General features: G+C 71.3%; 17 protein-coding genes and 1 pseudogene. 6 read left to right on the top strand and 12 right to left on the bottom strand.

What is annotated here, in order from left to right; all coding sequences use genetic code 11:
• Nucleotides 1-37 precede the first annotated feature (37 nt).
• Both pcaDC and G6045_RS07630 read right to left on the bottom strand, forming a co-directional pair.
• A complete protein-coding gene (gene pcaDC / locus G6045_RS07635) occupies nucleotides 38-1318 on the bottom strand; it encodes a bifunctional 3-oxoadipate enol-lactonase/4-carboxymuconolactone decarboxylase PcaDC (protein ID WP_165331065.1) in 1281 nt (426 codons plus the stop codon).
• Between the two features lie 178 nt (nucleotides 1319-1496).
• Nucleotides 1497-3599 carry a discoidin domain-containing protein gene (locus tag G6045_RS07630; protein ID WP_165331064.1) on the bottom strand — a complete coding sequence of 701 codons (2103 nt, stop codon included), beginning with the start codon at nucleotides 3597-3599 and terminating at the stop codon, nucleotides 1497-1499.
• A 236-nt stretch (nucleotides 3600-3835) separates the two neighbouring features.
• Between G6045_RS07630 and G6045_RS07625 the strand changes: the two genes are divergently transcribed.
• Together G6045_RS07625 and G6045_RS07620 are read left to right on the top strand one after the other, a co-directional pair.
• The gene (locus G6045_RS07625) at nucleotides 3836-4996 is read left to right on the top strand and encodes an agmatine deiminase family protein (RefSeq protein WP_165331063.1); all 1161 of its coding nucleotides are present in this window, start codon (nucleotides 3836-3838) and stop codon (nucleotides 4994-4996) included.
• Nucleotides 4997-5278: 282 nt separating this feature from the next.
• Nucleotides 5279-5620, top strand: coding sequence for a DUF3140 domain-containing protein (locus G6045_RS07620; RefSeq protein WP_165331062.1), 342 nt, complete (start codon nucleotides 5279-5281; stop codon nucleotides 5618-5620).
• Between the two features lie 7 nt (nucleotides 5621-5627).
• On the opposite strand, the pseudogene G6045_RS41270 reads toward G6045_RS07620, so the two are convergent.
• A pseudogene (locus tag G6045_RS41270) lies at nucleotides 5628-5726 on the bottom strand (DUF6480 family protein); the annotation flags it as partial.
• A gap of 94 nt (nucleotides 5727-5820) precedes the next feature.
• Nucleotides 5821-6627 (bottom strand): hypothetical protein, encoded by an 807-nt coding sequence (locus tag G6045_RS07615; RefSeq protein WP_165331061.1) that lies wholly within the window; start codon nucleotides 6625-6627, stop codon nucleotides 5821-5823.
• Nucleotides 6628-6904: 277 nt separating this feature from the next.
• On the opposite strand from G6045_RS07615, the gene G6045_RS07610 reads away from it, so the two are divergent.
• Nucleotides 6905-7177: a hypothetical protein gene (locus tag G6045_RS07610; protein WP_165331060.1), complete on the top strand. Its 273-nt coding sequence runs from the start codon at nucleotides 6905-6907 to the stop codon at nucleotides 7175-7177.
• A gap of 88 nt (nucleotides 7178-7265) precedes the next feature.
• Nucleotides 7266-8036 carry a collagen-like domain-containing protein gene (locus tag G6045_RS07605; protein WP_328707689.1) on the top strand — a complete coding sequence of 257 codons (771 nt, stop codon included), beginning with the start codon at nucleotides 7266-7268 and terminating at the stop codon, nucleotides 8034-8036.
• Nucleotides 8037-8108: 72 nt separating this feature from the next.
• Here G6045_RS07605 and G6045_RS07600 read toward each other — a convergent pair whose 3' ends face one another.
• The 3 genes from G6045_RS07600 to G6045_RS07590 all read right to left on the bottom strand — a co-directional run bounded on the left by G6045_RS07600 (nucleotide 8109) and on the right by G6045_RS07590 (nucleotide 11943).
• Nucleotides 8109-8981, bottom strand: coding sequence for a DUF72 domain-containing protein (locus G6045_RS07600; protein WP_206343363.1), 873 nt, complete (start codon nucleotides 8979-8981; stop codon nucleotides 8109-8111).
• Nucleotides 8978-11281, bottom strand: coding sequence for an FdhF/YdeP family oxidoreductase (locus tag G6045_RS07595; protein WP_165331058.1), 2304 nt, complete (start codon nucleotides 11279-11281; stop codon nucleotides 8978-8980). The genes G6045_RS07600 and G6045_RS07595 overlap by 4 nt, the downstream gene beginning before the upstream one ends.
• A 149-nt stretch (nucleotides 11282-11430) precedes the next feature.
• Nucleotides 11431-11943: an SRPBCC family protein gene (locus tag G6045_RS07590; protein WP_165331057.1), complete on the bottom strand. Its 513-nt coding sequence runs from the start codon at nucleotides 11941-11943 to the stop codon at nucleotides 11431-11433.
• Between the two features lie 173 nt (nucleotides 11944-12116).
• Here G6045_RS07590 and G6045_RS07585 point away from each other — a divergent pair, with 173 nt between their 5' ends.
• A complete protein-coding gene (locus G6045_RS07585) occupies nucleotides 12117-12695 on the top strand; it encodes an isochorismatase family cysteine hydrolase (protein WP_165331056.1) in 579 nt (192 codons plus the stop codon).
• 20 nt (nucleotides 12696-12715) lie between these two features.
• Here the strand turns inward: G6045_RS07585 and G6045_RS07580 are convergent, their stop codons facing one another.
• Nucleotides 12716-13876, bottom strand: a complete 1161-nt coding sequence (locus G6045_RS07580) for an FUSC family protein (protein ID WP_165331055.1) — start codon at nucleotides 13874-13876, stop codon at nucleotides 12716-12718.
• Between the two features lie 133 nt (nucleotides 13877-14009).
• Here G6045_RS07580 and G6045_RS07575 point away from each other — a divergent pair, with 133 nt between their 5' ends.
• Entirely contained in the window at nucleotides 14010-15566 is a 1557-nt protein-coding gene (locus G6045_RS07575; RefSeq protein WP_165331054.1) for an FAD-dependent oxidoreductase, read from the top strand.
• Between the two features lie 12 nt (nucleotides 15567-15578).
• Here G6045_RS07575 and G6045_RS07570 read toward each other — a convergent pair whose 3' ends face one another.
• The 4 genes from G6045_RS07570 to G6045_RS07555 form a co-directional block, all read right to left on the bottom strand.
• Nucleotides 15579-15842: a CDGSH iron-sulfur domain-containing protein gene (locus tag G6045_RS07570; protein ID WP_206343367.1), complete on the bottom strand. Its 264-nt coding sequence runs from the start codon at nucleotides 15840-15842 to the stop codon at nucleotides 15579-15581.
• A gap of 53 nt (nucleotides 15843-15895) precedes the next feature.
• Nucleotides 15896-16912 (bottom strand): iron-containing redox enzyme family protein, encoded by a 1017-nt coding sequence (locus tag G6045_RS07565; protein WP_165331053.1) that lies wholly within the window; start codon nucleotides 16910-16912, stop codon nucleotides 15896-15898.
• A gap of 240 nt (nucleotides 16913-17152) precedes the next feature.
• Nucleotides 17153-18850, bottom strand: coding sequence for a right-handed parallel beta-helix repeat-containing protein (locus tag G6045_RS07560; protein WP_165331052.1), 1698 nt, complete (start codon nucleotides 18848-18850; stop codon nucleotides 17153-17155).
• A 60-nt stretch (nucleotides 18851-18910) separates the two neighbouring features.
• A complete protein-coding gene (locus G6045_RS07555; RefSeq protein WP_165331051.1) occupies nucleotides 18911-21082 on the bottom strand; it encodes a glycoside hydrolase family 3 N-terminal domain-containing protein in 2172 nt (723 codons plus the stop codon).
• Between the last annotated feature and the right edge of the window lie 91 nt (nucleotides 21083-21173).

Here is a 21173-nt window from a genome sequence, read left to right as displayed (position 1 = left end):
TGGTGGATCAGGCCCTGGCCCACGAGCGGACGCCCGGCTACTCGCGGGGCGTCGTCTCCTCGCGTATCACCGTCTGCGCGACCTTGAACGCCGAGTTCGCCGCGGGGACGCCGCAGTAGACGGCGGCCTGGAGCAGGATCTCCTTGATCTCGTCCGGGGTGAGCCCGTTGCGCAGGGCGGCGCGGGTGTGGAAGGCGAGCTCGTCGAGATGACCGCCGCTCACCAGGGCGGTGAGCGTCACGGCGCTGCGCATCCGGCGCTCCAGGCCGGGGCGGGCCCAGACCTCCCCCCACGCGTAGCGCGTGATCAGGTCCTGGAAGTCGCCGGAGAACGCGTCGCTGTTGCCGAGCGCCTGGTCGACATGGGCGTCGCCGAGCACCTCACGGCGGACCTTGAGGCCGGCGTCGTACGGGTCCGGTCGCCCGCCCGGACCCGCCTGCGCCTCCAGGGGCGCGATCTCGGCGACCGGACCGCGTACCTCACTGGACGGGGCGATCACGGGGACCAGGGGCGGCGCGGCGATGGCCGCGTGCGCTTCGGTCCACGCCGTGGAGAAGTGGTGCACGAGCAGGTCCGTGACGGCGCCCGGCTGTTCCACCGGAGCGAGATGCGAGGCACCGGGCACGACCGCGAGCCGTGCGTCCGGGATGCCGGCGACCAGCGTGCGCGCCTCGGCGGGCCCGGTCACCTGGTCCTCGGAGCCGACCAGGACGAGGGTCGGCACGCCGATCCGGCCGAGGTCCGCCCGTATGTCGAAGGCCGCGAGCGCCTCACAGGCCGCGATGTAGCAGCCGGGGTCGGTGGTGCGCACCATCTGCACCGCCCACTCGGTGATCGCGGGCTGCGCGGCGGCGAAGCCGGGCGTGAACCAGCGCTCGGGCGAGGTGCGCGAGACGGGCTCGAGCCCGTTCGTACGGACGATCACGCCGCGCTGCCGGAATTCGTCGGCGGTACCGAAGCGGGGTGACGCGGCGATCAGGGCGAGCGAGGCGACACGCTGCGGGTGGCGCAGCGCCAGATCGGCACCGATCGCACCGCCGAACGCACAGCCCGCGTACCCGAAGCGCCGGACCCCGATCTCGTCGAGGGTCGCGAGCAGCCGGTCACCGAGCGCCTGGACGGAGTCGGTGGGATGGGCGGGCGCTCCGCCGTGCCCGGGCAGATCGAAACGCAGGACGCGCCAGGTCCGGGTGAGGTCGGGTATCTGGCGGTCCCACATGTGCCAGGTCGTGCCCAGGGAGGGTCCCAGGATCAGGACCGGGGCGTCCTCCGGGCCGTCGAAGCGGTATTGCAGGGTGTTCTCGGGTGTCTCGCTCACGCCCTGCACGCTCTCATATCTCCCACCGGCCCCTTGTCGGGGGCGGTGAGGATACGGGACGGATCAGGTGAAAGACCGCTCGGGGGACGTGCCGACCGGGCACCGTCCGACATTCCCCGAGGGCGCCTGGACCTCCCCAGGCGCCCCCACCGAGCAACGACCTCCCCATGGACCGCCGTCAGCCGCCGTACACGCCGACCTCCCGCAGCGAGTAGCCCCAGTCGGTGCCGCGCTGCACACCCTGGATCCGTACGTGACGCGCCTGAGTGATGTCGAACCGTGCGGTGTCCAGGCCGCCGTCACCGGAGTCCGTGGACCATGCCGTCCGCCAGGTGCTGCCGTCCTGCGACAGCTCGACGCGGTACGACTTCGCGTACGCGTCCTCCCAGTCGAGCGTGACGCGCCCGACCGGCTTCGCGGATCCGAGGTCGATGCGCAGCCACTGGTTCTCCTTCCACTCGCTGGCCCAGCGGGTGGCCTTGTCGCCGTCGACGGACTTGCCGGGTGCGAAGCTGACGAACGGGTTCCACCACTGTGTCGTGGACGCGGTGACGGTCGCGCCCGAGGCGAGGTTCCGCCCGGGGTCGTGCTTCTCGGCGTTCCCCCAGGTGCGCAGGTAGGACTCGGCGCCCGCGAAGAGGTCGTCCACGACGCCCTGGCCGCCGACGATCCGGATGTCCTCGATCCAGTCCGGGACCATGCCGTAGTGCGCCGCCCCATCGGTGTTGAAGTCCCAGGTGCGCTCGCCGGTGGTCTGCTTGTCGATCACCGAGCCGCCGTCCGCGCTGCGGAAGGGGTACGTCACCGGGTTCGGGGTGTCCGCGCCGCGCGGGCCCGGCCAGCCGCCGACCCCGTTCATGTCGGTGCCGTAGCCGAGGCCGACGTCGTACTTCTCGCGCAGCGCGTCTGTGTCCTTGGCCTCCGCGCTGAAGCCTTCGGAACCGCTCATGTAGCGGCCGATGAACCCGCCGAGCTTGTAGAGCCGCTCGGTCCAGCTCATGTCCATCCAGCTGTGCGAGGAGATCACGCCCGGATACGAGGCGGACTCGAGGAGGTCGAAGGCCTGGCCCGCGGCCTTGACGCTCATGTGGTCGAGCTCCAGCATCATGCCGCGCTTCATCATGCCGCGTACCGCGTACTCGCCCAGGCCGGTCAGACCGCGGGTGTTGCACTGCGCGCCCGAGGCGTACGTCGGCACGGACACGCCCTTCGGCAGCTGCTGCTCCGCCTGCGCCGCCGAGGCGTTGCCGATGGGGTTGTCGCGCTGCGGGCCACGGCAGGTCTCCGTCTTCCAGAACGTGCCGGTCGACAGGAACTGGCCCACGTTGATGGCCGTTCCGAGTGTGCCGGAGTCGAAGCGCACGCCGCACAGGGCGTTGTCGAACTTGTGGCACAGGAACATGCTGCTGACGCCGAGGTTCTTCAGCTCGTCCAGGCCGCGGTCGATGTCGGCCTTGCTGCACTGCGCGACGTCCAGGATCTGCTTGCAGCCGAACGGTTCGGAGGTCTCGACCCCCAGGACGACGGCCAGCTTGCCCTGCTCGATGACCTCGCGGGCCTGCGCGCTGCTGGTGACGATGCGGAACCAGCCCTTGCCCGGGCCGCCGTACATCCTGTCGACGAAGTCCTGCATCTCGTACGTCTTCTTCGCCTCGAGACGGATGGCGTCCATCTCGTCGCAGCCGCGGTCCTTGAAGAAGTAGACGGAGCAGATCACGCCGTTGGTGACCAGGTCGTTGACGAGAACCCGCTGGCCGCCGCGCCAGGCCCGCTCGATCCAGGCGTAGTAGTTCTGCTGGTGGGTGAGCGAGTCATGGGCCGGCCAGTCCTTGAACGTGGGCCACCCGTGCGGATCGTGCTTCCCGTCACCGCCCTTGGTGATCATGTCGAAGAGGGCGAGCGAGCCGTCCGGGTAGTGCTCGGGGCAGTCCTTGAGCGCGTCGGCGACGCCCTGCTCCGAGAACGCCTTGCCGCAGATCAGCCGGCCGCCGAAGCCCTCGTTGGACATGATGTGGTCGTGCGCGTCGACGAAGCCCCTGACTCTTCCCTGGGCGTCGGTGCCCTTGAAGGGCTCACCTGTGACGTTGATCTGCGAGTCGGGCTCGGGCCGCGCGGTCGGCGTCCACCAGCCGCTCTCCGCCGCGGAGTCGACCTCGGTTCCGGAGCCCGGGTCCGCGGCGGAGGCGGGCATCGGGCCGATGAACAGGGAGAACACGGCGAGGAGCAGTGACACAACCGTGAGGGGTCCGAGTCTGTGACGCGGAGGTTGAACCATGGTCATCACTCACCTTGATTGACATGCGCACGCAAGTTACTGACGAGTTTTCAGAATTGCGAGCGGCGGTGACATAGTCAACGGTCCCGGCCGAAAAAGATGAGGATTCCTCAGTTTTGATGAACTGGGCGTCGGATGCCGCTGGTTGACGGGCATCGTCGAGCCGCGCCGCGGATGCGGTGGACGAGGCGGCCGGCCGTGGAGGATCACCCTTGCCGTGCCCGCTGATGATCGGAGACCCCATGCACGACCCCCTCCCCTCCCGCCGCTCCGCTCTGCGAGGGCTCGCCTCCATGGGCGCCTTCGGTCTCGGCGCCTCGGCCTGCGGACCCGGCGATCCCGGCAGGCCGGCCGCTTCCACCGCCACGGGCGGGGCCGCGGACAAGAGCGAGGCACGGCGCCTGGGCGCCGAGTGGGAGAGCCATGCGCGCACGTTCATGGCGTGGCCCGCGCTGGAGTCCGTATGGCAGGAGGATCTCCCCTACGTACGGCGGGACATCGCGCGCGTCGCCCGGGCCGTCGCGGAGTACGAGTACGTGGTGGTGATGGCGAGGCCGGACCAGCGGGCCGCCGCCCAGAAGGCGTGCGGGTCCCAGGTGGAGGTCATCGACCTAGCCGTCGACGACCTGTGGGCCCGGGACACCGTCCCCGTATTCGTCGAGGAGGGCGCAGACGTCCTCGGCGTCGACTTCAACTTCAACGGCTGGGGCGACAAGCAGGTCCACACGAACGACGGTGTGGTCGGACGGGCGCTGCTACCCGCGTACAGGATTCCCCGTGTCCAGGCGCCTCTGGTTTCCGAGGGCGGCTCCTTCGAGACGGATGGCGAGGGCACGCTCCTGATCACCGAGAGCTCGATCGTCAACGACAACCGGAACCCCGGGATGAGCCGCGATCAGATCGAGGCCGAGCTGAAGAAGCTCCTGGGCCTGCGGAAGGTGATCTGGCTGGCGGGCGTGCGGGGCGAGGACATCACCGACGCGCACGTCGACAGTCTCGTGCGGTTCACGGCCCCCGGGGTGATCCTCCTGGACCGGGCCTTCCCTGGCCTGCCCGCCGACTCCTGGTCGCGCTCAGCGGATCAGGCGAAGTCCGTGCTGAGCGAGGCCACCGACGCACGGGGCCGCCGCTTCGAGGTGATCGACCTCCCCGGGCCCGACCCGGACCGCGTCCCGGGCTACGGCGACGACTTCCTCGCGACGTACGCCAACTTCTTCATCGGCAACGACGCGGTGTACGTGCCTCGCTTCGGCGACAGGAAGGCCGACGACCGGGCCTGGGGAATCCTGCGGGAGCACTTCCCCCGGCGGGACATCGTGCAGCTGAGGATCGACACCCTCGCCACCGGAGGCGGCGGAATCCACTGCGCCACCCACGACCAGCCCGGCACACCGGCCGACTGACCCCGCCCCGGGCAGCCGCGTCAGTGAGCCCCGGCCCTGAGCATGCGCAGCACGGCCGCGCCCGTGGCGCAGGCGGGGGTACCCGCGGTCGGTGGGACGGCTGTGGTGGAAACGCATTCCGGCCTCGCTCCGGTACGGGTCGATGGCGCTGCCGCGGGGTACCCGGCCGGATCAGCGGCGGGGCGGCCGGCGAAACCGGCCGGCATCCGTGTCCGTCCGGTGCCTGATGGGTATCCGCATCCATCCGGTCCCCGCCATCACCCGACGACAGAAAGACCGATCATGGCCGAGTACTCCACCCTTGAACTCGACGCGCTCTGGGACGCGTTCCACCGCGTGGTGAACATGACCTCACAAGAACTCGGCGCCTGGCTCAGGACCCGGGACGCGGGCGAGCACGCCGAGCAGCTGCCCGAACACGCGGGGCCCGAGACCGGACAGCACGTCCTCGCGATCCTGCAGAAACGGCGCACGGATCTGACCGACGCCGATCTGCGCGTCATGCGCAACGTGGTGGACCGTGTCGTGGCCGCCCGCGGCGAGGAACGGGAACCCGAGGCGGGCGACACCCGCGGCAGGCACCGCCTGATGTCCCTGGGGCACGACCCCCTCAAGCCGTCCTGACCTCCCTCCACGGGGACGGGGACGTGCTGCCCTCGGCGGGCGGTGTCTCACCGGGCGGCACTCCGCCGCCCGGCTCGAGGCCCGGGGGCCGGGTAGGGGTCGGGATCGGGGTTCTTGTCGTGCATGCCGCACGGGTGCCCCGACGCGGCCCGCCCACCGGACCGGTCCGGTGGGCGGGCACGTGCGGGTGGGCCGCTCCCCTAGCGCGTGCCGGGTTCGTCCTTCGCGTATCCCGGCTTGAGCGGCATGTTCTGGCCCGGCAGCACGCTCGCGTTGATCTCCAGGGTGGCGAAGTGGACACCCGGCTTGAGCTTGGTGCCGAGTACGTCGTTGAGCTCCTTGACGTACGCCGCGGTCAGATTGAAGCGCCAGTTGTCGGGGCCGAGGCTGACCTTTCCCTGGTTGATCCGCGGCTCGAGGAGGTGGGTGAGGAAGTCGACCGTGTCGTAACTGGAGAGGTGCAGTTGGTGCGGGGTGCGCTTCTCGTCGATGTACGCGTTGCCGCTGGCCTTGTTGATGAACGGGAAGTCGTGCAGCCAGAACCCGTCGATGCGGTGCGAGCGGCCCGTCTTGGGGTTGGTGAACTTCCAGCCGCCCGGGTACCAGATCCGGCCGTTGAAGACGTTGATGCCGCTGTAGCCGTCGGATCCGACCGGGGTCCAGATGCCCTTGCCGCCCTTCAGGGCGCCCACCGGGCAGATCGCCTCGATCTTGATCCCGGCGCGCTTCATCTCGGCGAGGAGCTCCTCGCCCATGGGCAGCGTCCCGGTGCCGGACTGCGCGAAGAACCACCAGGCGAGCCCCGTGCCGGGGATCTCGTCGTAGTAGTGCCCCTCGGGCTTGTCGTGCTGCCCGGTCGGCGGGTTGTAGAAGGACGGCCCGCAGTTGGTGGCCGGCGGATTGCCCTTCGGATACGTGGGGTCCGGCCCTGCGGCCTGGGCGGCCGAGGCGGTCAGGGACAGCAGGGCCGCGGCGGTCAGGGCCACGGTCGACTTGGTGAAACGCACGGGAGGACTCCCTCGGTGTGACCCCCCTGCAGATGCAGGAATCACTCCATCCGACGCCGGACCGACCGTCGCGCTGGATGCGGCCGTACGGGCCTGCGGGCCGTCCTGACCTGCGCGGGTGTACCCGCTCCGGGCTCCCGGGCGCACCGGAAGTGACGCGCCGTCAGCACACTTCCGGATGTATCGGGCGCAGTGCGGCATACCACCTGAACCAACGCTCGTTGTTCCGCCGAGAGTTCACACCGGCACAATCCGGTGGCCAAGTAGGAGGCGCTCCTTGGATGCCGGCATCACCCTGCTCGGCTCGACGCTGGCCTGCGTGGGGGTCCTGGGCGCGGCCCTGGTGGCCTACCTCGGCAAACGCGGCGAGAACGCGCTGACCGGGTATTCGAGCCTGACGGAGCGATTACAGAGCGAACGCGACCGCCTCGAGCGCCAGGTGGCCGAGCGGGACTCGCGCATCGCGGAACTGGCCACCCTGCACGCGGCCGACCAGTCGGAGATCGCCCGGCTGCGCCTCGATGTGCACCGCCTCGGAGGACCGCAGTGATCCATCCCGTACGACGCCGTGCCCCGTTTCCGGGGGGCGCGAGGTGCGTCTCCCCCGCTTCGGTCCTCGCCCGCCCCCGGAGGCATCCGTGACCAACCGCATCGAGCGGCTGCTCGCGCTGCGCTGGCGCAAGATCTTTCTCGTCTGTGTGCTGATCGCGCTGTGCGGGATCGCCGTGATCCTGTGGGCGCGCATCGACGAGGGCGAGCGCCGGGCCGACGGGCTGGCCCAGGAGGCGACGCGCAGGGGCGAGGCCCTGTCGACGCTCGCCGAGGATGTCCGCACACTGCGCCGGCAGGTCTCGGCGGCGGGTGAGACCCCGGCCGTGCCCGATCCGTCGGAGGCGGTGGACGATCTGCTGGCCCGGGTCCGGGCGCCGGCCGGAGCTCCGGGTGCGCCCGGCAGGGCCGGCCAGAGCGGGGCCCGCGGAGAGCGCGGCCCCGCCGGCCCCTCCGGAACCCCCGGCTCCCCCGGCGCCGACGGTGAGCCCGGCCCCTCGGGTGAGCCGGGAGTCGGTGGCGCCCCTGGCCCCGCGGGCGCGGACGGCGCCATGGGTCCGGCCGGTCCTGCGGGGCCGCCCGGCGACGGCGGTACGAAGGGTGAGCGGGGCGACACCGGTCCGGCCGGGCCCGCGGGCCCCGAGGGTGCGCAGGGTCCGCGCGGTGAGGCGGGTCCGTCCTGTCCCGACGGCTACAGCCTCCAGGTACCGGCCGCGGATCCCGACGCCCTCGTCTGCCGGCGCGGGATCGCCCCCTCGCCGTCCCAGGCGGCGGCGATCCTGCCGGTCCTGCCGACGCTGCGGCGGCGGCCAGGTCCTGAGGAACAGGACGACGGCGGCGAGGAGTCGGTCCTGGCGTGACGGGAAACGCGGACTGTCGGGCGTCCCGCCCCGGAACCGAACGTCCCCGCCCCGTAACGCCGGTGCCGGAGTTCAGGAGTGCAGCAGTTCCCCCATGGCCGCGGCGGCCTTCACCGACGCGTCAGCACAGCAGTTGTTGAACAGGACATGCACCGCGGCGCTCTCCTTGGCGAGGATGCGGATGCGCGGCACCCACTCCTCCAGTTCGTGCCGCTCGTACGTATGCCGGTAGCGGTCCTCCTTGGAGCCGCGGCCCCAGTGCGCGCTGCGGCCGTGGAAGCGGACGACCGACAGCTGCGGTGAGGTGGCGCGGACCTCCGGCAGGAGGCCGGGGGCGTCGACGCCGGCGAAGGCGATCCGGTGGCGCGCGAGAACGTCGGTGACCAGGGCGTACGCCTCGGGCTCGTACCAGCCCGGATGCCGCAGCTCGACGGCGATCGGCGCCCGGCACAACTCGGCGCAGCGCAGGATGCGTTCGACTGCGTCGGCGCCCGGCACGAACCAGGGCGGGAACTGGAACAGCACGCAGCCGAGCCGGCCCGCGGCGCGCAGCGGCTCGATACCCGCGTGGAAGCGGCGCCACAGCTCGGCCATGGTGTCCGCGGGCAGGTCGCCGGCCCGCAGTCTGCGCCCGGGCGGGCCCGCGGGACGCAGGTCGGCGGGCAGCGCGCGGACGGGGACGGAGTGGCCGGTGAAGGGCGCGAACGCCTTGATGTCGAAGGTGAATCCGGGTGGTGTGCGCTCCACCCAGAGCCGGGAGTTCCGTGCGCTCGGCAGCGCGTAGTACGTCGAGTCGCTCTCGACGACCGTGAACTGTGTCGCGTAGAACCGCAGCCGCCCCTCTGCGTCCCGGCTGCCGGTCGGGTACCAGCCCGAGGACACGAGCGCCGGGTCGGTCCAGGAGCAGGTCCCCACCCGCACCGCGGGCTCGGCGAGGCCGCTCACGGTGCCTCGGAGCGCTGCTCCAGGCGGATCACGATGCCTTTGGACGTCGGGGTGTTGCTCTGGTCGGCCACACTGTCCAGCGGGACGAGGACATTGGTCTCCGGGTAGTACGCGGCGGCGCAGCCGACGGGTGTGGAGTACGGGACGAGCCGGAAGTCCTCCGCCCGGCGCTCGGTGCCGTCGCGCCAGACGCTGATCACGTCGACCCGGACGCCGTCATCGAAGCCCAGGGCGCGCAGGTCGGCCGGGTTGACCAGGAGGACGCGGCGCGAGCCGTGGATGCCCCGGTAGCGGTCGTTCATGGTGTACGGGACGGTGTTCCACTGGTCGTGCGAGCGCAGGGTCTGGAGCAGCAGATGACCTTCGGGCGCGGTGAGCCCCTCGAAGTCGTTGCGGGTGAACTGCGCCTTGCCGCTGGGCGTGGGGAAGACGCCGTCGTTGACCGGGTTCGGCAGGCCGAAGCCGCCGGGCTTGGTCACCCGGGAGTTGAAGTTGTGGAAGCCGGGCACGACCCGGGCGATCCGCTCCCGTATATGACCGTAGTCCGCCTCGAACTCCGCCCAGGGGACGGCCACTTGATCGCCCAGGGTGCGGCGGGCGAGCCTGCTGAGGATCGCGACCTCGCTGAGCAGGTGCTTCGACGCCGGCTCCAAGTGGCCCGCGGAGGCGTGCACCTGGCTCATGGAGTCCTCGACGGTGAGGAACTGCTCGCCGCCGCTCTGGCAGTCCCGCTCGGTGCGGCCGAGTGTCGGCAGGATCAGTGCGGTGTCGCCGCACACCGTGTGGGAGCGGTTGAGCTTCGTGGAGATGTGCGCGGTGAGCCGGCAGCGGCGCATGGCGTCGGCGGTGAAGTCGCTGTCGGGTGTGGCGCGTACGAAGTTGCCCGCGAGCCCCAGGAAGACCTTGATCCTCCCCTGGGCCATGGCCCGGATCGCGTTCACCGTGTCCAGGCCGTGCTCGGTGGGCGGCTTGAACGCGAACTCCCGCTCCAGGGCGTCGAGGAAGTGCTGCGGCATCTGCTCCCAGATGCCCATGGTCCGGTCGCCCTGGACGTTGCTGTGGCCACGGACCGGGCATACGCCCGTGCCGGGTTTGCCGATGCTGCCCCGTAGAAGAAGGAAGTTGACCACTTCGCGGATGGTGGGCACCGCGTGCTTCTGCTGGGTGAGGCCCATCGCCCAGCAGACGATGGTCCGTTCACTGGCGAGGACCCGGTCCCGCAGCTCTTCGATCTGGGCGCGGTCCAGTCCTGTCGCGGTCAGGACCTCCGGCCAGGAGACGGTGCGGCGCAGGTGGTCGGCGAACTTCTCGAAACCCTCGGTGTGTTCCTCGATGAAGGCGCGGTCCAAGGCCGTGCCCGGCGCCGCCTCCTCGGCTTCGAGCAGCAGCAGATTCAGGGCCTGGAACAGGGCGAGGTCGCCGCCCAGGCGGATCTGGAGGAACTGGTCGGCGATGTTGGTGCCGCGGCCGATGACCCCGCTCGGCTTCTGCGGGTTCTTGAAGCGCATCAGGCCCGCTTCGGGCAGCGGGTTCACGGCGACGATCTTCCCGCCCCTGCGCTTGGTCACCTCGAGCGCGGACAGCATCCGCGGGTGGTTGCTGCCCGGGTTCTGGCCCAAGGTGAGGACGAGGTCGGCGTGGTGGAGGTCCGGCAGGCTCACATCGCCCTTGCCGATGCCCAGGGTCTGGTGGAGCGCGGTGCCGCTGGACTCGTGGCACAGGTTGGAGCAGTCCGGCAGATTGTTGGTGCCGAGCGCGCGGGCGAAGAGCTGAAGCACGAACGCGGGCTCGTTGCCGGCCCGGCCCGAGGTGTAGAAGACCGCCTCGTCGGGGGTGTCGAGGGCCCGCAGCTCCTCGGCCAACAGGCCCAGCGCGTCATGCCAGTTGATGGGCTCGTAGTGGTCGGAGCCGGGCCGCTTGACCATGGGGTGGGTCAGCCGACCCTGCTGGTTCAGCCAGCGGTCGGAGGCCCGCGCGAGCTCGGAGACGGAATGGCGCGCGAAGAACTCGGGGGTGATACGGCGGGATGTGGCCTCGTCGTTGGTGTGCTTCGCGCCGTTCTCGCAGTACTCGTTGACGTGCCGCTCGCCCGGCTCCGGGTCGGGCCAGGCACAGCCCGGGCAGTCGAAGCCCTTGGTCTGGTTCAGGTCGAGCAGAGTGCGGCCCGCACGTCGTGGCGATGTCTCGGCCAGGGAGTAGCGGACCGCCTCGGCGACCGCCGGGACACCCGCCGCCCATGTCTTCGGCGGCGTGACCCTCGCGTGCTCGCCACCGGGGTCTGCTGTCGATGACTCTCGCACCGCGTCAGCCTTTCGTTTCGGTCTCGCCGGCTCTCCTGGTCACCGGCTCTTCTGGCCGCCGGCTCTCCTGGTCACCGGCTCTTGCGGCCGCCTGCCCTCCTGGTCACCGGCCCTCCTGAGCGCCGGCTCTCCCGAAGGGCCCGGCCCGGTCAGCCCGTCGGCCAGTGCGGTACCGGACGGGGCGTGTGCTCGGCGTGCGGTTTCACCTGGCCGCCGCTGATGGTGCCGCGCCACTCGCCGGTCTCCTTGCCCTGGCCCTCGATGTACTCCTTGAAGCCCCGCAGGCTGCCCTGGACCTGCCTGCCGACCAGACCGAGGGCGTCACCGGTCCGCTCGAGGAGACCCTGCGGAGCGAATTCGAGGCGGTACGTCACCCGGCAGCGGCTGTCGCCGAGGGGCTCGAAGCGCACCGTCCCCGCGTGGTGCGGCTCGTCCAGGCTGCACCAGGCCACCAGTTCGTCCGGGCGCTGCTCGACCACCTTCGCGTCGAACTCGCGGGTCACACCGGCGATCCGGGTCACCCAGTGCGACAGGGTGGCCTGCGGCTTGTCGACCCGCTCCACGCCGTCCATGAACCGGGGGAAGCTCTCGAACTGGGTCCACTGGTTGTACGCCGTCCTGACCGGCACGTCGACGTCGACCGAGCCCTCGATCATGCTCATGTCTGCGCAGCCTCTTTCGTACCTGCGGGGTGGAAGTGTGCCGCGTACCCCGGCGGGCAGGGGTCAATCCCGAACGTTCCCGGCTGCACGCCGGGCTCGGTCTTGGCATGATCGCGCTGGGCGCGCTGCTCACGCGCGGCCGCACATTGGCGTCCCGGGCGAGGTGATCCCGTATGGCAGCTGCCGCACTCATCGTCATCGACATGATCAACACCTATGAACACGACGACGCCCAGCTCCTCCTGCCCTCCGCCGAGGCGGCGCTCCCGGCGCTGCTCAAGCTGATCGACAGCGCGCGCGAACACGGGGTCCCCGTCATCTACGCCAACGACAACTTCGGCGAGTGGCGCTCCCACCACGGGGAGATCCTGCAGACAGCCCTCGACGGTCCGCACGCCGATCTCGTGCGCCCGCTCGCGCCGGACGAGAACTCGCTGTTCGTCGTCAAGGCACGGCATTCGATCTTCTACGAGACCCCGCTCAGCTATCTCCTGGCCCAGCAAGGCATCGATCATGTGGTCCTGTGCGGTCAGGTCACCGAGCAGTGCGTCCTGTACTCCGCCCTGGACGCGCACATCCGCCATCTGCGGGTCACCGTGCCCTACGACGCCGTCGCCCACATCCACCGGGACCTGGCCGACGCGGCCCTGCGCATGATGGAGCGCAACATGAGCGCCAAGGTGGTCGCCGCGGACGATGTCGACTTCGGCGCGTGCCAGGGACAAGGACAGGGACAGGGAAGACAGGGATAGGGCACCCGGTCGGCATCCGGTCAGCTCTCCACCCACTGCCGCAGGGCGTCCGAGGCGCGGCGGCACTCCTCCCACAGACGGGTGGCCTCCACGACGAGCACGCCGTACGGGCGCGACGGATCGGCCAGCGGCAGGCCCTGCCGTACGGCTTCCTCGGCCAGCGCGTGGCGCAGCTCGCCGGCCTCCTCGGCCAGCCGGCCCAACCGGCGCGCCTGGCCGGGCAACCGGTCCTCGTCGAGGTCGCCGAGGACCTGGGCGAACTCCTGCAGGGCGTCCAGGAAGCGCGCGTAGTTCCGCAGGAAGGCTCCGTCCCCGTGCCGCTCGTGCTCCTCGTGCCACTGGTCGAGGCTGCGGTGCAGCGAGGCCATCTGGTAGAGCGTGCGCACCAGCGCCTCCAGTACGGTCGCGTACCCGTCGAAGCTGGTGTGGCCCCGGTGTCCGCGCAGATAGCGGCGGGGGTTGAAGGAGACGCTCTCCTGCGCCGTGCGCAGATCCGCCCTCGCCTGCGCGATCAGGGCGTCGGTGTGGTCGAGTCGCCCGGTGCGCTCCTCGCCCCGCTCCTCCTCGCGCAGCGCCGACGTGGCATCCGCGAGCAGCCCGGCGAAGGCCCGGGCGAGGATGCCGATCCCGAACTCGGCGCTGCGGTGGCGCATCGGCGGTACGAGCGCGAGATGGACCGCCGTGGCCGTGGCGCATCCGATCAGGACGAGGAGCACGATCTGGCCGAGCTGGGCGAGGCGGTCACCGGGCTCGGCGGCGACGAAGGTGGCGAAGGCGAAGAACGCGGCCGTCGGCACCTGCGCGCCCTGCGAACCCAGCTTCGCCCACCGGCCGATCCCGAGCGTCACGAGCGCGACCAGCGCGAACGCCGGCCAGCCGGGCCCGAGCGTCAGCGCGAGGGCCGTCTGTACGGCGACGCCCACGACCACCGCTCCCGTGTAGCGGAGCGAATGCAGCACCGACTGGTAGACCGTCGTCTGCATCACCAGGACGGCCGAGAACGGGGCGAACGCCGGCGACTGCGCCTGCATCAGATGGTGGGCGACGAACCACGCCAAGGTCGCGGCGAGCGCGCTCTTGCCGATCAGGAGCGCGGTGTGCCGCTCGTGACCCGACCAGGCCAGCGCGCGCCGCCACCAGTGCGCGGTCCCGTGCAGACGTTCCCTGAAGATCTTGGTCATCAACGGAGACGGGGTACCCCAGGGCCCGCGAGGTATGTACGGACGGTATATACGGACGCACCACTCGGGGCTGAGACCCGAGCGCGCCCCCGTATGCGGGCATCTTCTGCGGCAATCGAGGCACTCAGTCCGGATGAGCGCACACCACACCTCCGCCACCGATCCGCTGCCCGGCCGCGACGAGTCGTACTGGATGGCGACGAGCCCGACGACGGACCTGCCGCCGCTGTCCGCCGACACCGAGACGGACGTCGTGGTCATCGGCGCCGGCATCGCGGGGCTCAGCACCGCCTGGGAGCTGGCCCGCACCGGACTGCACGTCGTCGTCCTGGAGGCCGACCGCATCGCCGCCGGGGTCACCGGCCACACCACCGCCAAGGTGTCCGCGCTGCACGGTCTTGTCTACGACCGGCTCCTGAGCACGCGCGGCGAGCAGGCGGCGCGGCTGTACGCCCGCTCCCAGGTGGGCGCCGTCGAGCGCATCGCCACCGTCAGCGCCGAGCTGAAGGTGGACTGCGCGTGGGAGAGGCGCCCGGCCTACACGTACACCACGCGTCCTGAGAACCGTTCCGTGCTGCGGGCGGAGGCGGACGCCGCCCGGGCGGCGGGGCTCGACGCGCATTACGTCGAGGAGACCGGGCTGCCCTTCGAGGTGGCGGCGGCGGTGCGCGCGGAGGGGCAGGCGCAGTTCCATCCGCGCGCCTATCTCCTCGCCCTGGCCGAGGACGTGCGGGCGCGCGGCGGCGTGATCCACGAACGGACCCGGGCCACCGGACTGCACGAAGGCTCCCCGTGCCGGGTGACCACCGAGGCCGGCCACACCGTGACCGCCCAGGACGTGGTCGTGGCCACGCACTATCCGGTCTTCGACCGCGCGCTGCTGTTCGCGCGGCTTTCGCCCCGCCGTGAACTCGTCGTCGCCGCGCCCTTGCCGGCCGGTCAGGACCCGGCCGGCATGTACCTCACCGAGGACTACGGCAAACGGTCCGTGCGGACCGCCCCGTACGGCGACGGCGGACGGCTCCTGATCGTGACGGGCGAGAGCTTCACCCCGGGCGAGGGCGATCCGGCCGCCGGATTCGCCCGGCTCGACGCATGGATGGGCGCGCACTTCTCCGTCGGGGCGACCGCCTACCGCTGGGCGGCCCAGGACAACGACGTCAGCGACACCGTCCCGATGATCGGCCGGTACCACCCGGGCGCCCGCCACACCTATGTCGCCACCGGCTTCGGTGGCTGGGGCATGAGCGGCGGCGTCCTCGCCGGACAGCTCCTGACCCGGCTGCTGCACGGTGAGGAGCCGCCGTGGACGGCGCTGTACGACCCGCGCAGGCTGTGGAGCGCCGTACGGGAAGCGCCCGCGCTCCTGAAGCAACAGGCCGATGTGGCACGGCACTTCGTGGGCGACCGCATCGGTACCGCGCATGTCGATTCGGTCGCCGAGATCGCACCGGGCACGGGCGCGGTGGTGCGGCTCGACGGCAGCCGCTGCGCCGTCTACCGCGACGCGTCGGGCAGCGCGCACGCCGTTTCGGCGCGCTGCACCCACCTCGGCTGTCTGGTCGCCTTCAACCAGGCCGAGACGGCGTGGGAGTGCCCGTGCCACGGCTCGCGTTTCGCCCCGGACGGCTCGGTGCTCCAGGGGCCGGCCACGCGGCCGCTCGCGCCTCGGGACGTACCGAAGGAGTAGGGCACGCTGGCCTCAGGAGGGGGTACGCGAATGGGCTGCCCGGCACGTCAGTGGGGGGCAGCCCAGGCACGTCAGCCTTTTCCTTACCCGCCGCCGGTGGCCGGCGTCGCACCACGGAAAGCGGCGGCTGCGTCGGCAGGTGCACAGCGCGACCCGGAAACGGTCGGAGCGGACGGTGGTGCCGTCCTCCAGGGTGATCTCCACCGGGCCGTCGACCAGGAAGGGACCTTCGCGCTGGACGGCGATACGGCAGGGTTCACCCGCGCGTCCCGGCAGAGCGGGCCGCCCGGCCGGTCCGTTCGTCGGCTCGTCAGGTCCGTGCGGCGCACTCACTTGGCGGATCCGGTGCCGCTCTGCACGTACGGCTCACGCAGCGAGGTCGAGCCCGCGTCCCATCGGTCGAGCAGATACGTGCCGAAGCGGTCCTCCAGGAAGCCGGTCGCGTCGATGCCGAGGACGATGTCGGGCGCGAGTTGCGGTTCCGTCTCCAGGAGTCCGCCGATCACCTCGTGGCGCACCACTTGTTCGTGCACGGCGTCCGCCTCGACGTGCTCGGTGTAGAAGTGCTCGGCCTTGGGCCCCGCCCCCGTACGGGACATGGCGCGGGCGAGGCGGCGCGAGCCCGGCGAGGACGTGATCTCGACGGCGGCGAAGTGCCCGGCCAGGGCGCCGCGCAGCCGGCGGTGCAGCCCGAACAGCGACATGACGTTCACGGTGGCCAGGGCCTGCGCGCAGGCGGCGTCCAGGTAGCGGCCGTAGGTGGCGTCGAGGCCGAGGTCGCTCATCAGGCCGGCGAAGAGCTCGGCGTGCACGCGCTCGGGCCGTCCGCCGCCGTACTCGTCGAACTCCACCGCCGCCATGCCCGCCTTGGCCCGCCCCCGCAGCCGGGGCAGCACCCAGGCGTGCGGATCCGCCTCCTTGAGGTGGTAGAGCGAACGGTGCGCGGCGTACTCGCGCAGCTGCCACAACTCGCCCTCCTCGCACAGCCGATGGGAGACCCCGGTCCCTTCGACGGGTTCGACGAGGAGCGCGTCGAGCGCCTCGTCCACACTCCGGTTGCTGGTCGCGTCCTTGCGCAGGGCGGTGAGGAAGCGGTGCTCCAGGGCGCGGCGGAAGCCGAGCAGGGGCGGATCCCACTCGTACGCCTCGTCGACCCCGGCGAAGCCCCGGTAGTGGAGTTCGTAGCAGAGGTAGAGGGCGAGTTGGAGGTCGTCCCCGTACGGTTCGGCGCGGCGGACGAGCTCGGCGGCGCAGCGGGAGCCGGGGCCGCGGAGGGTGTCGATGACGCTGGCGGACAGGACGCCGCGCGGCTGGGGCAGCGCGGGACCCTCGATGGTGATGGGCATGGCAGACGCAGTGCTCCTGGATCGCGGTGGGGGGTTACGGCGGCCCACGCCCGTACGGGAGTCGGGCGCCCGCCGGGTACCCGAACGCCACCGGACCACACGGGGCCGGCCCCGGACGCGACGGACCAGCCGGAACGGCTCGGAGAAGCTGCGGAACGGCTCCGAGAAGCCGCGGACGGCTCGGTGCTTCCGGCGCGCGGACCGGAAGCACCGATGCCGTCGAACGGACGGCAGACGGACCTATCCCGCGTCGGCCCCGATGTTCGGGCTGACCGGGATGGCCGTCCCGTAGTAGTCGCGCCCGCCGTTGCCGGTCACGGCGGCTCCCGCTCCGATCGCCGGGGAACCGGTCTTCAGCGTGTACGCCGACGGGCACGGCTGCGGTCCCGTACCGGTGACGGGTGACCAGGTGCAGGTGCCTCCGCCGCCGGGCGCGGTGAACAGCGGGTCGCCCCACACCTCACCCGACGCGTGTCCCGCCGCCTTCCAGGCCGCGAAGTCGGCGTAGGTCGTGCCGCCCCAGCGGAACCCGGCGGTGCCCGCGCCGTAGTACAGGTTGTTCGCCAGCGTCATCCCCGTATGCCCGTTGGGGTTGTAGTAGAGCTGGCCGGTGCGGCCGTACTTGTCCTTGTTGGCCATGTGGCAGACGTTGTTCTTGATCTGCGAACCGGCGCCCCAGGTGCCCGCGGCGTACCCGAAGTGGAAGCACGCGCTGGACGTGTCCTTCGTCGTCTGCGCGGTGCCGGTGTAGAGGGTGTTGCCGTAGATGGACAAGGCGTTCTTCGGCGCGACGGGCACGACGTCGAAGAGCCCGCCCTGTGCCTTGGCCGCGTCGTCGTTCTCGGAGATGTTGTAGCGGAAGGTGTTGGGGCCCCAGACCCGTCCTGCCGCGGTCGAGGTGTACGCGAGGTAGCCGCTGCCCGCGTTGTCGTGCGTGTAGTTGTACTCGACGACCGAGTTGGTGGTGCCGCCGTCGAGGTCGATGCCGTCCCAGTCGCAGCCGGCGGTCAGACCCGGCAGCGGTCGCACGTTGTACACCTCGTTGTGCCGTACGGCCACGTTGTTCGAGGTGTACGTCATGATCCCGCTGGTGCCGCCGCAGGAGGTGACGTTGGCGCCGATGTCATGGACCACGTTGCGCTGGATCACCGCGCCGTTCCAGCCGTTCGCGGTGATGGCCGCGCCGGTGGTCTGCGGGGCCATGCCCAGGTTGTACACGGTGTTGCCCTCGACGCGGACGTTGGTGATGTTCACGCCGCCGCCCCAGCCGTAGACACCGGGTCCGGCCGTCGAGGTCGCGCTGGAGCCGTGCAGGATGTTGTTGCGGATCTGCACGTCGTCCAGCGGCCCGGTGTTCCCGTTGACCGCGTAGCCGAGCACCATGATCTGCCCGCCGAAGGTGCTGGTGCTGCCGCTGGGGGTGGCGAACCCGGAGATGTCGGAGTCGGAGACCAGCAGGGACTTGGTGGCCGTGGTGGAGCTCTGGTTCTGCAGCAGCACCCCGGCCGCGGTGGTGGCGCCGTTGACGAGTTTCAGCCCGGACAGCTGGAAGCCGCTGACGTGGTCCGCCGTGACGGCCGCCGAGTACTCGCCCGTACAGGTGGACCTGAGCGTCGCTTTCCCGGTGCCGTACGAGGTGACCTTGAAGGGGGTGGTGGCCGAAGACGCCGGCACATTCGTGGAGTTGAAGACCAGACAGCCGGAGAACCACTCACCGCCCTGGAAGGCGACGGTGCTGCCCTGCGGGAACGTGACGGCGTTGACCTTCGCGGCCGACTTCCACGCCTGGTCGGGCGAGGTACCGCTGTTGCTGTCGCTGCCGTACGGCGACACGTAGTACGTGGTGGTGGCGGCGTGCGCGGTGCCGGTGGCGGCGCCCGTGAGCATCAGACCGAGCAGGGAAGGGACGGCAACGGCGGCGCATAGCTTTGCTCTCATGCTGCTCCTCTTGGTGGGTGGGGTCGTCCTGGTGCGCTGAGCCTTCGTCGGTCCGGACGGTCAGGTGATCAGGAGGGTGCGCCTGGACCGGGTGCGGGAGCTGGTGCCGGTGTGCAGGTGGATCTCGCCGGGTTCGACGACGAAGGTGCCCGCGGTGTCGTTCGTCCAGAAGCCCAGGTCCTCGGCTCCGAGGGTGAAGCGGACCTCCCGCTCCTCGCCCGCCGCGAGCCGGACCCGCGTGAACCCCCGCAGCCGGCGCACCGGTTGGGCGATGCTCGCGGCGGGGTCCTGGACGTAGAGCTGGACCACTTCGTCGGCCGTACGGTCGCCGGTGTTGCGCACGGCGACGGTCACCTCGACCGTCGCGCCCGCCTCCAGGTCGCCCGCCGCGAGCTGCTCCCGGCTGAGCCGCGGTTCACCGAGGGCGAAGGTGGTGTAGCTCAGTCCGTGCCCGAAGCAGAACTCCGGGCCGTCGGCGAGGTCCAGGTAGCGCGACACATACTTCACTTCGGGCGCGGCCGGATCGTAGGGGCGGCCGGTGCGCTCGTGGTTGTAGTAGAGCGGGATCTGGCCCACCGAGCGGGGGAAGGTCACGGGCAGTTTGCCGCCGGGCACGACGGCTCCGGTCAGGACGTCCGCGACGGCGGGACCCGCCTCGATGCCGGGGTGCCAGGCCATCACGACCGCGGGCACCCGCTGGGCCCAGCCTCCGATGGTCAGCGGCCGCCCGCCGACGAGCACCACCACGCACGGCGTGCCGGTCGCGGCGACCGCCTCGGCCAACTGCTCCTGGACACCGGGCAGTCCGAGCTCGCCGCGTACGGCCGCTTCTCCGCTGAGCGCGGGCGGCTCGCCCACCACGAGGACGACCGCGTCGGCCGCTTCGGCCGCGGCCACGGCCGCCGCGAAGCCGGAGGTGTCGGTGCCTTCCGCGGATGCGCCCTCGACGTGGCTGATCACGGTGTCCGGCAGCGCTTCGCGCAGACCGGTCAGGACGGGGACAGCCTCAGGAGCGCCCGGCAGGGTCCAAGTACCCAGCAGATCACCGGAGTCGGCGAACGGCCCGATCACGGCGAGCGAGCGGAGCGCGGCCGCGTCGAGGGGCAGGGTGTCGCCGTCGTTCTTCAGGAGCACCATGCAGCGCCCGGCCGCCTCGCGCGCCGCCGCCCGCGCCTCGGCGCTCGGTGCGGTGAGCGCCGCGGACTCCTCGACGTACGGGCGCTCGAACAGCCCGAGGCGCAGCTTCAGGCGCAGGACGCGGGCCACCGCGTCGTCGAGCCGCTCCTCGGTCAGCGCCCCCGACGCGAGCAGATCGCGGCCGTGGTCGACGAAGGTGGTGGACACCATCTCCATGTCCACGCCCGCGGTCAGCGAACGCCGCGCCGCTTCGGCCTCGTCCGCCGCGACACCGTGCGCGATCAGCTCCTGGACACCGGTCCAGTCGCTCACCACGACACCGTCGAAGTCCCACTCCTGCTTCAAAATGCCGGTGAGCGCATGGGTGTTGGCGTGCGCGGGCACGCCGCTGACGGTGTTGAACGCGGCCATGACGGTGGCGGCGCCCGCCTCGACGGCCGCTTTGAACGGCGGCAGATACAGATTGCGCAGCCGCTGCTCGGACACGTCGACGGTGTTGTAGTCGCGGCCGCCCTCCGCTCCCCCGTACGCCACGAAGTGCTTGGCGCAGGCGGCGATACGGTCCGGTGCCGTCAGGTCCTCGCCCTGGTAGCCGCGCACCTTGGCCACCGCGTAGGCGGAGGTGAGATACGGGTCCTCGCCGATGCTCTCCGCGATCCGGCCCCAGCGCGGCTCGCGCGTGACGTCCATCATCGGCGAGAACGTCCAGTGGATGCCGTTGGACCGCGCCTCGCGCGCGGAGACCTCGGCGTCCACCGCCGTGACGGCCGGGTCGAAGGCCGCGGCCTGGGCGAGCGGGATGGGGAACGTGGTGTGGTAGCCGTGGATCACGTCGAGGCCGAAGACCAGCGGGATGCCCAGGCGTGACTCCTCCACGGCGATGCGCTGCAGGGCGTTGCTCGCCTCGGCTCCGACGACGTTGAGCACCGAGCCGAGCAGGCCCTTGCGGGCCGCGGCCTCGGCCGCCGCGGTGTCGCCGCCGCCAGGTCCTGTGTCCCAGGCCCAGGCGAGCTGCTGGAGCTGGCCGAGCTTCTCGTCGACGGTCATCCGTCCCAGGAGTTCCGCGATACGGGGCTCGTGGTCGTGGCCGCTCATGGCGGGTCCTCTCGTGTGCGGTGGTGAGGGGGTGCGGTGGTGAGGGCCCGCGCCCCCGGGGGTCAGGTGCCGGGGGCGCGGGAGTGCGGGG

The organism is Streptomyces mesophilus (assembly GCF_011044995.1).
Taxonomy (GTDB): Bacteria; Actinomycetota; Actinomycetes; order Streptomycetales; family Streptomycetaceae; genus Streptomyces; species Streptomyces mesophilus.
Note: the sequence above shows the minus strand (reverse complement) of the source record. Positions and strands in the feature narration are given on the sequence as shown.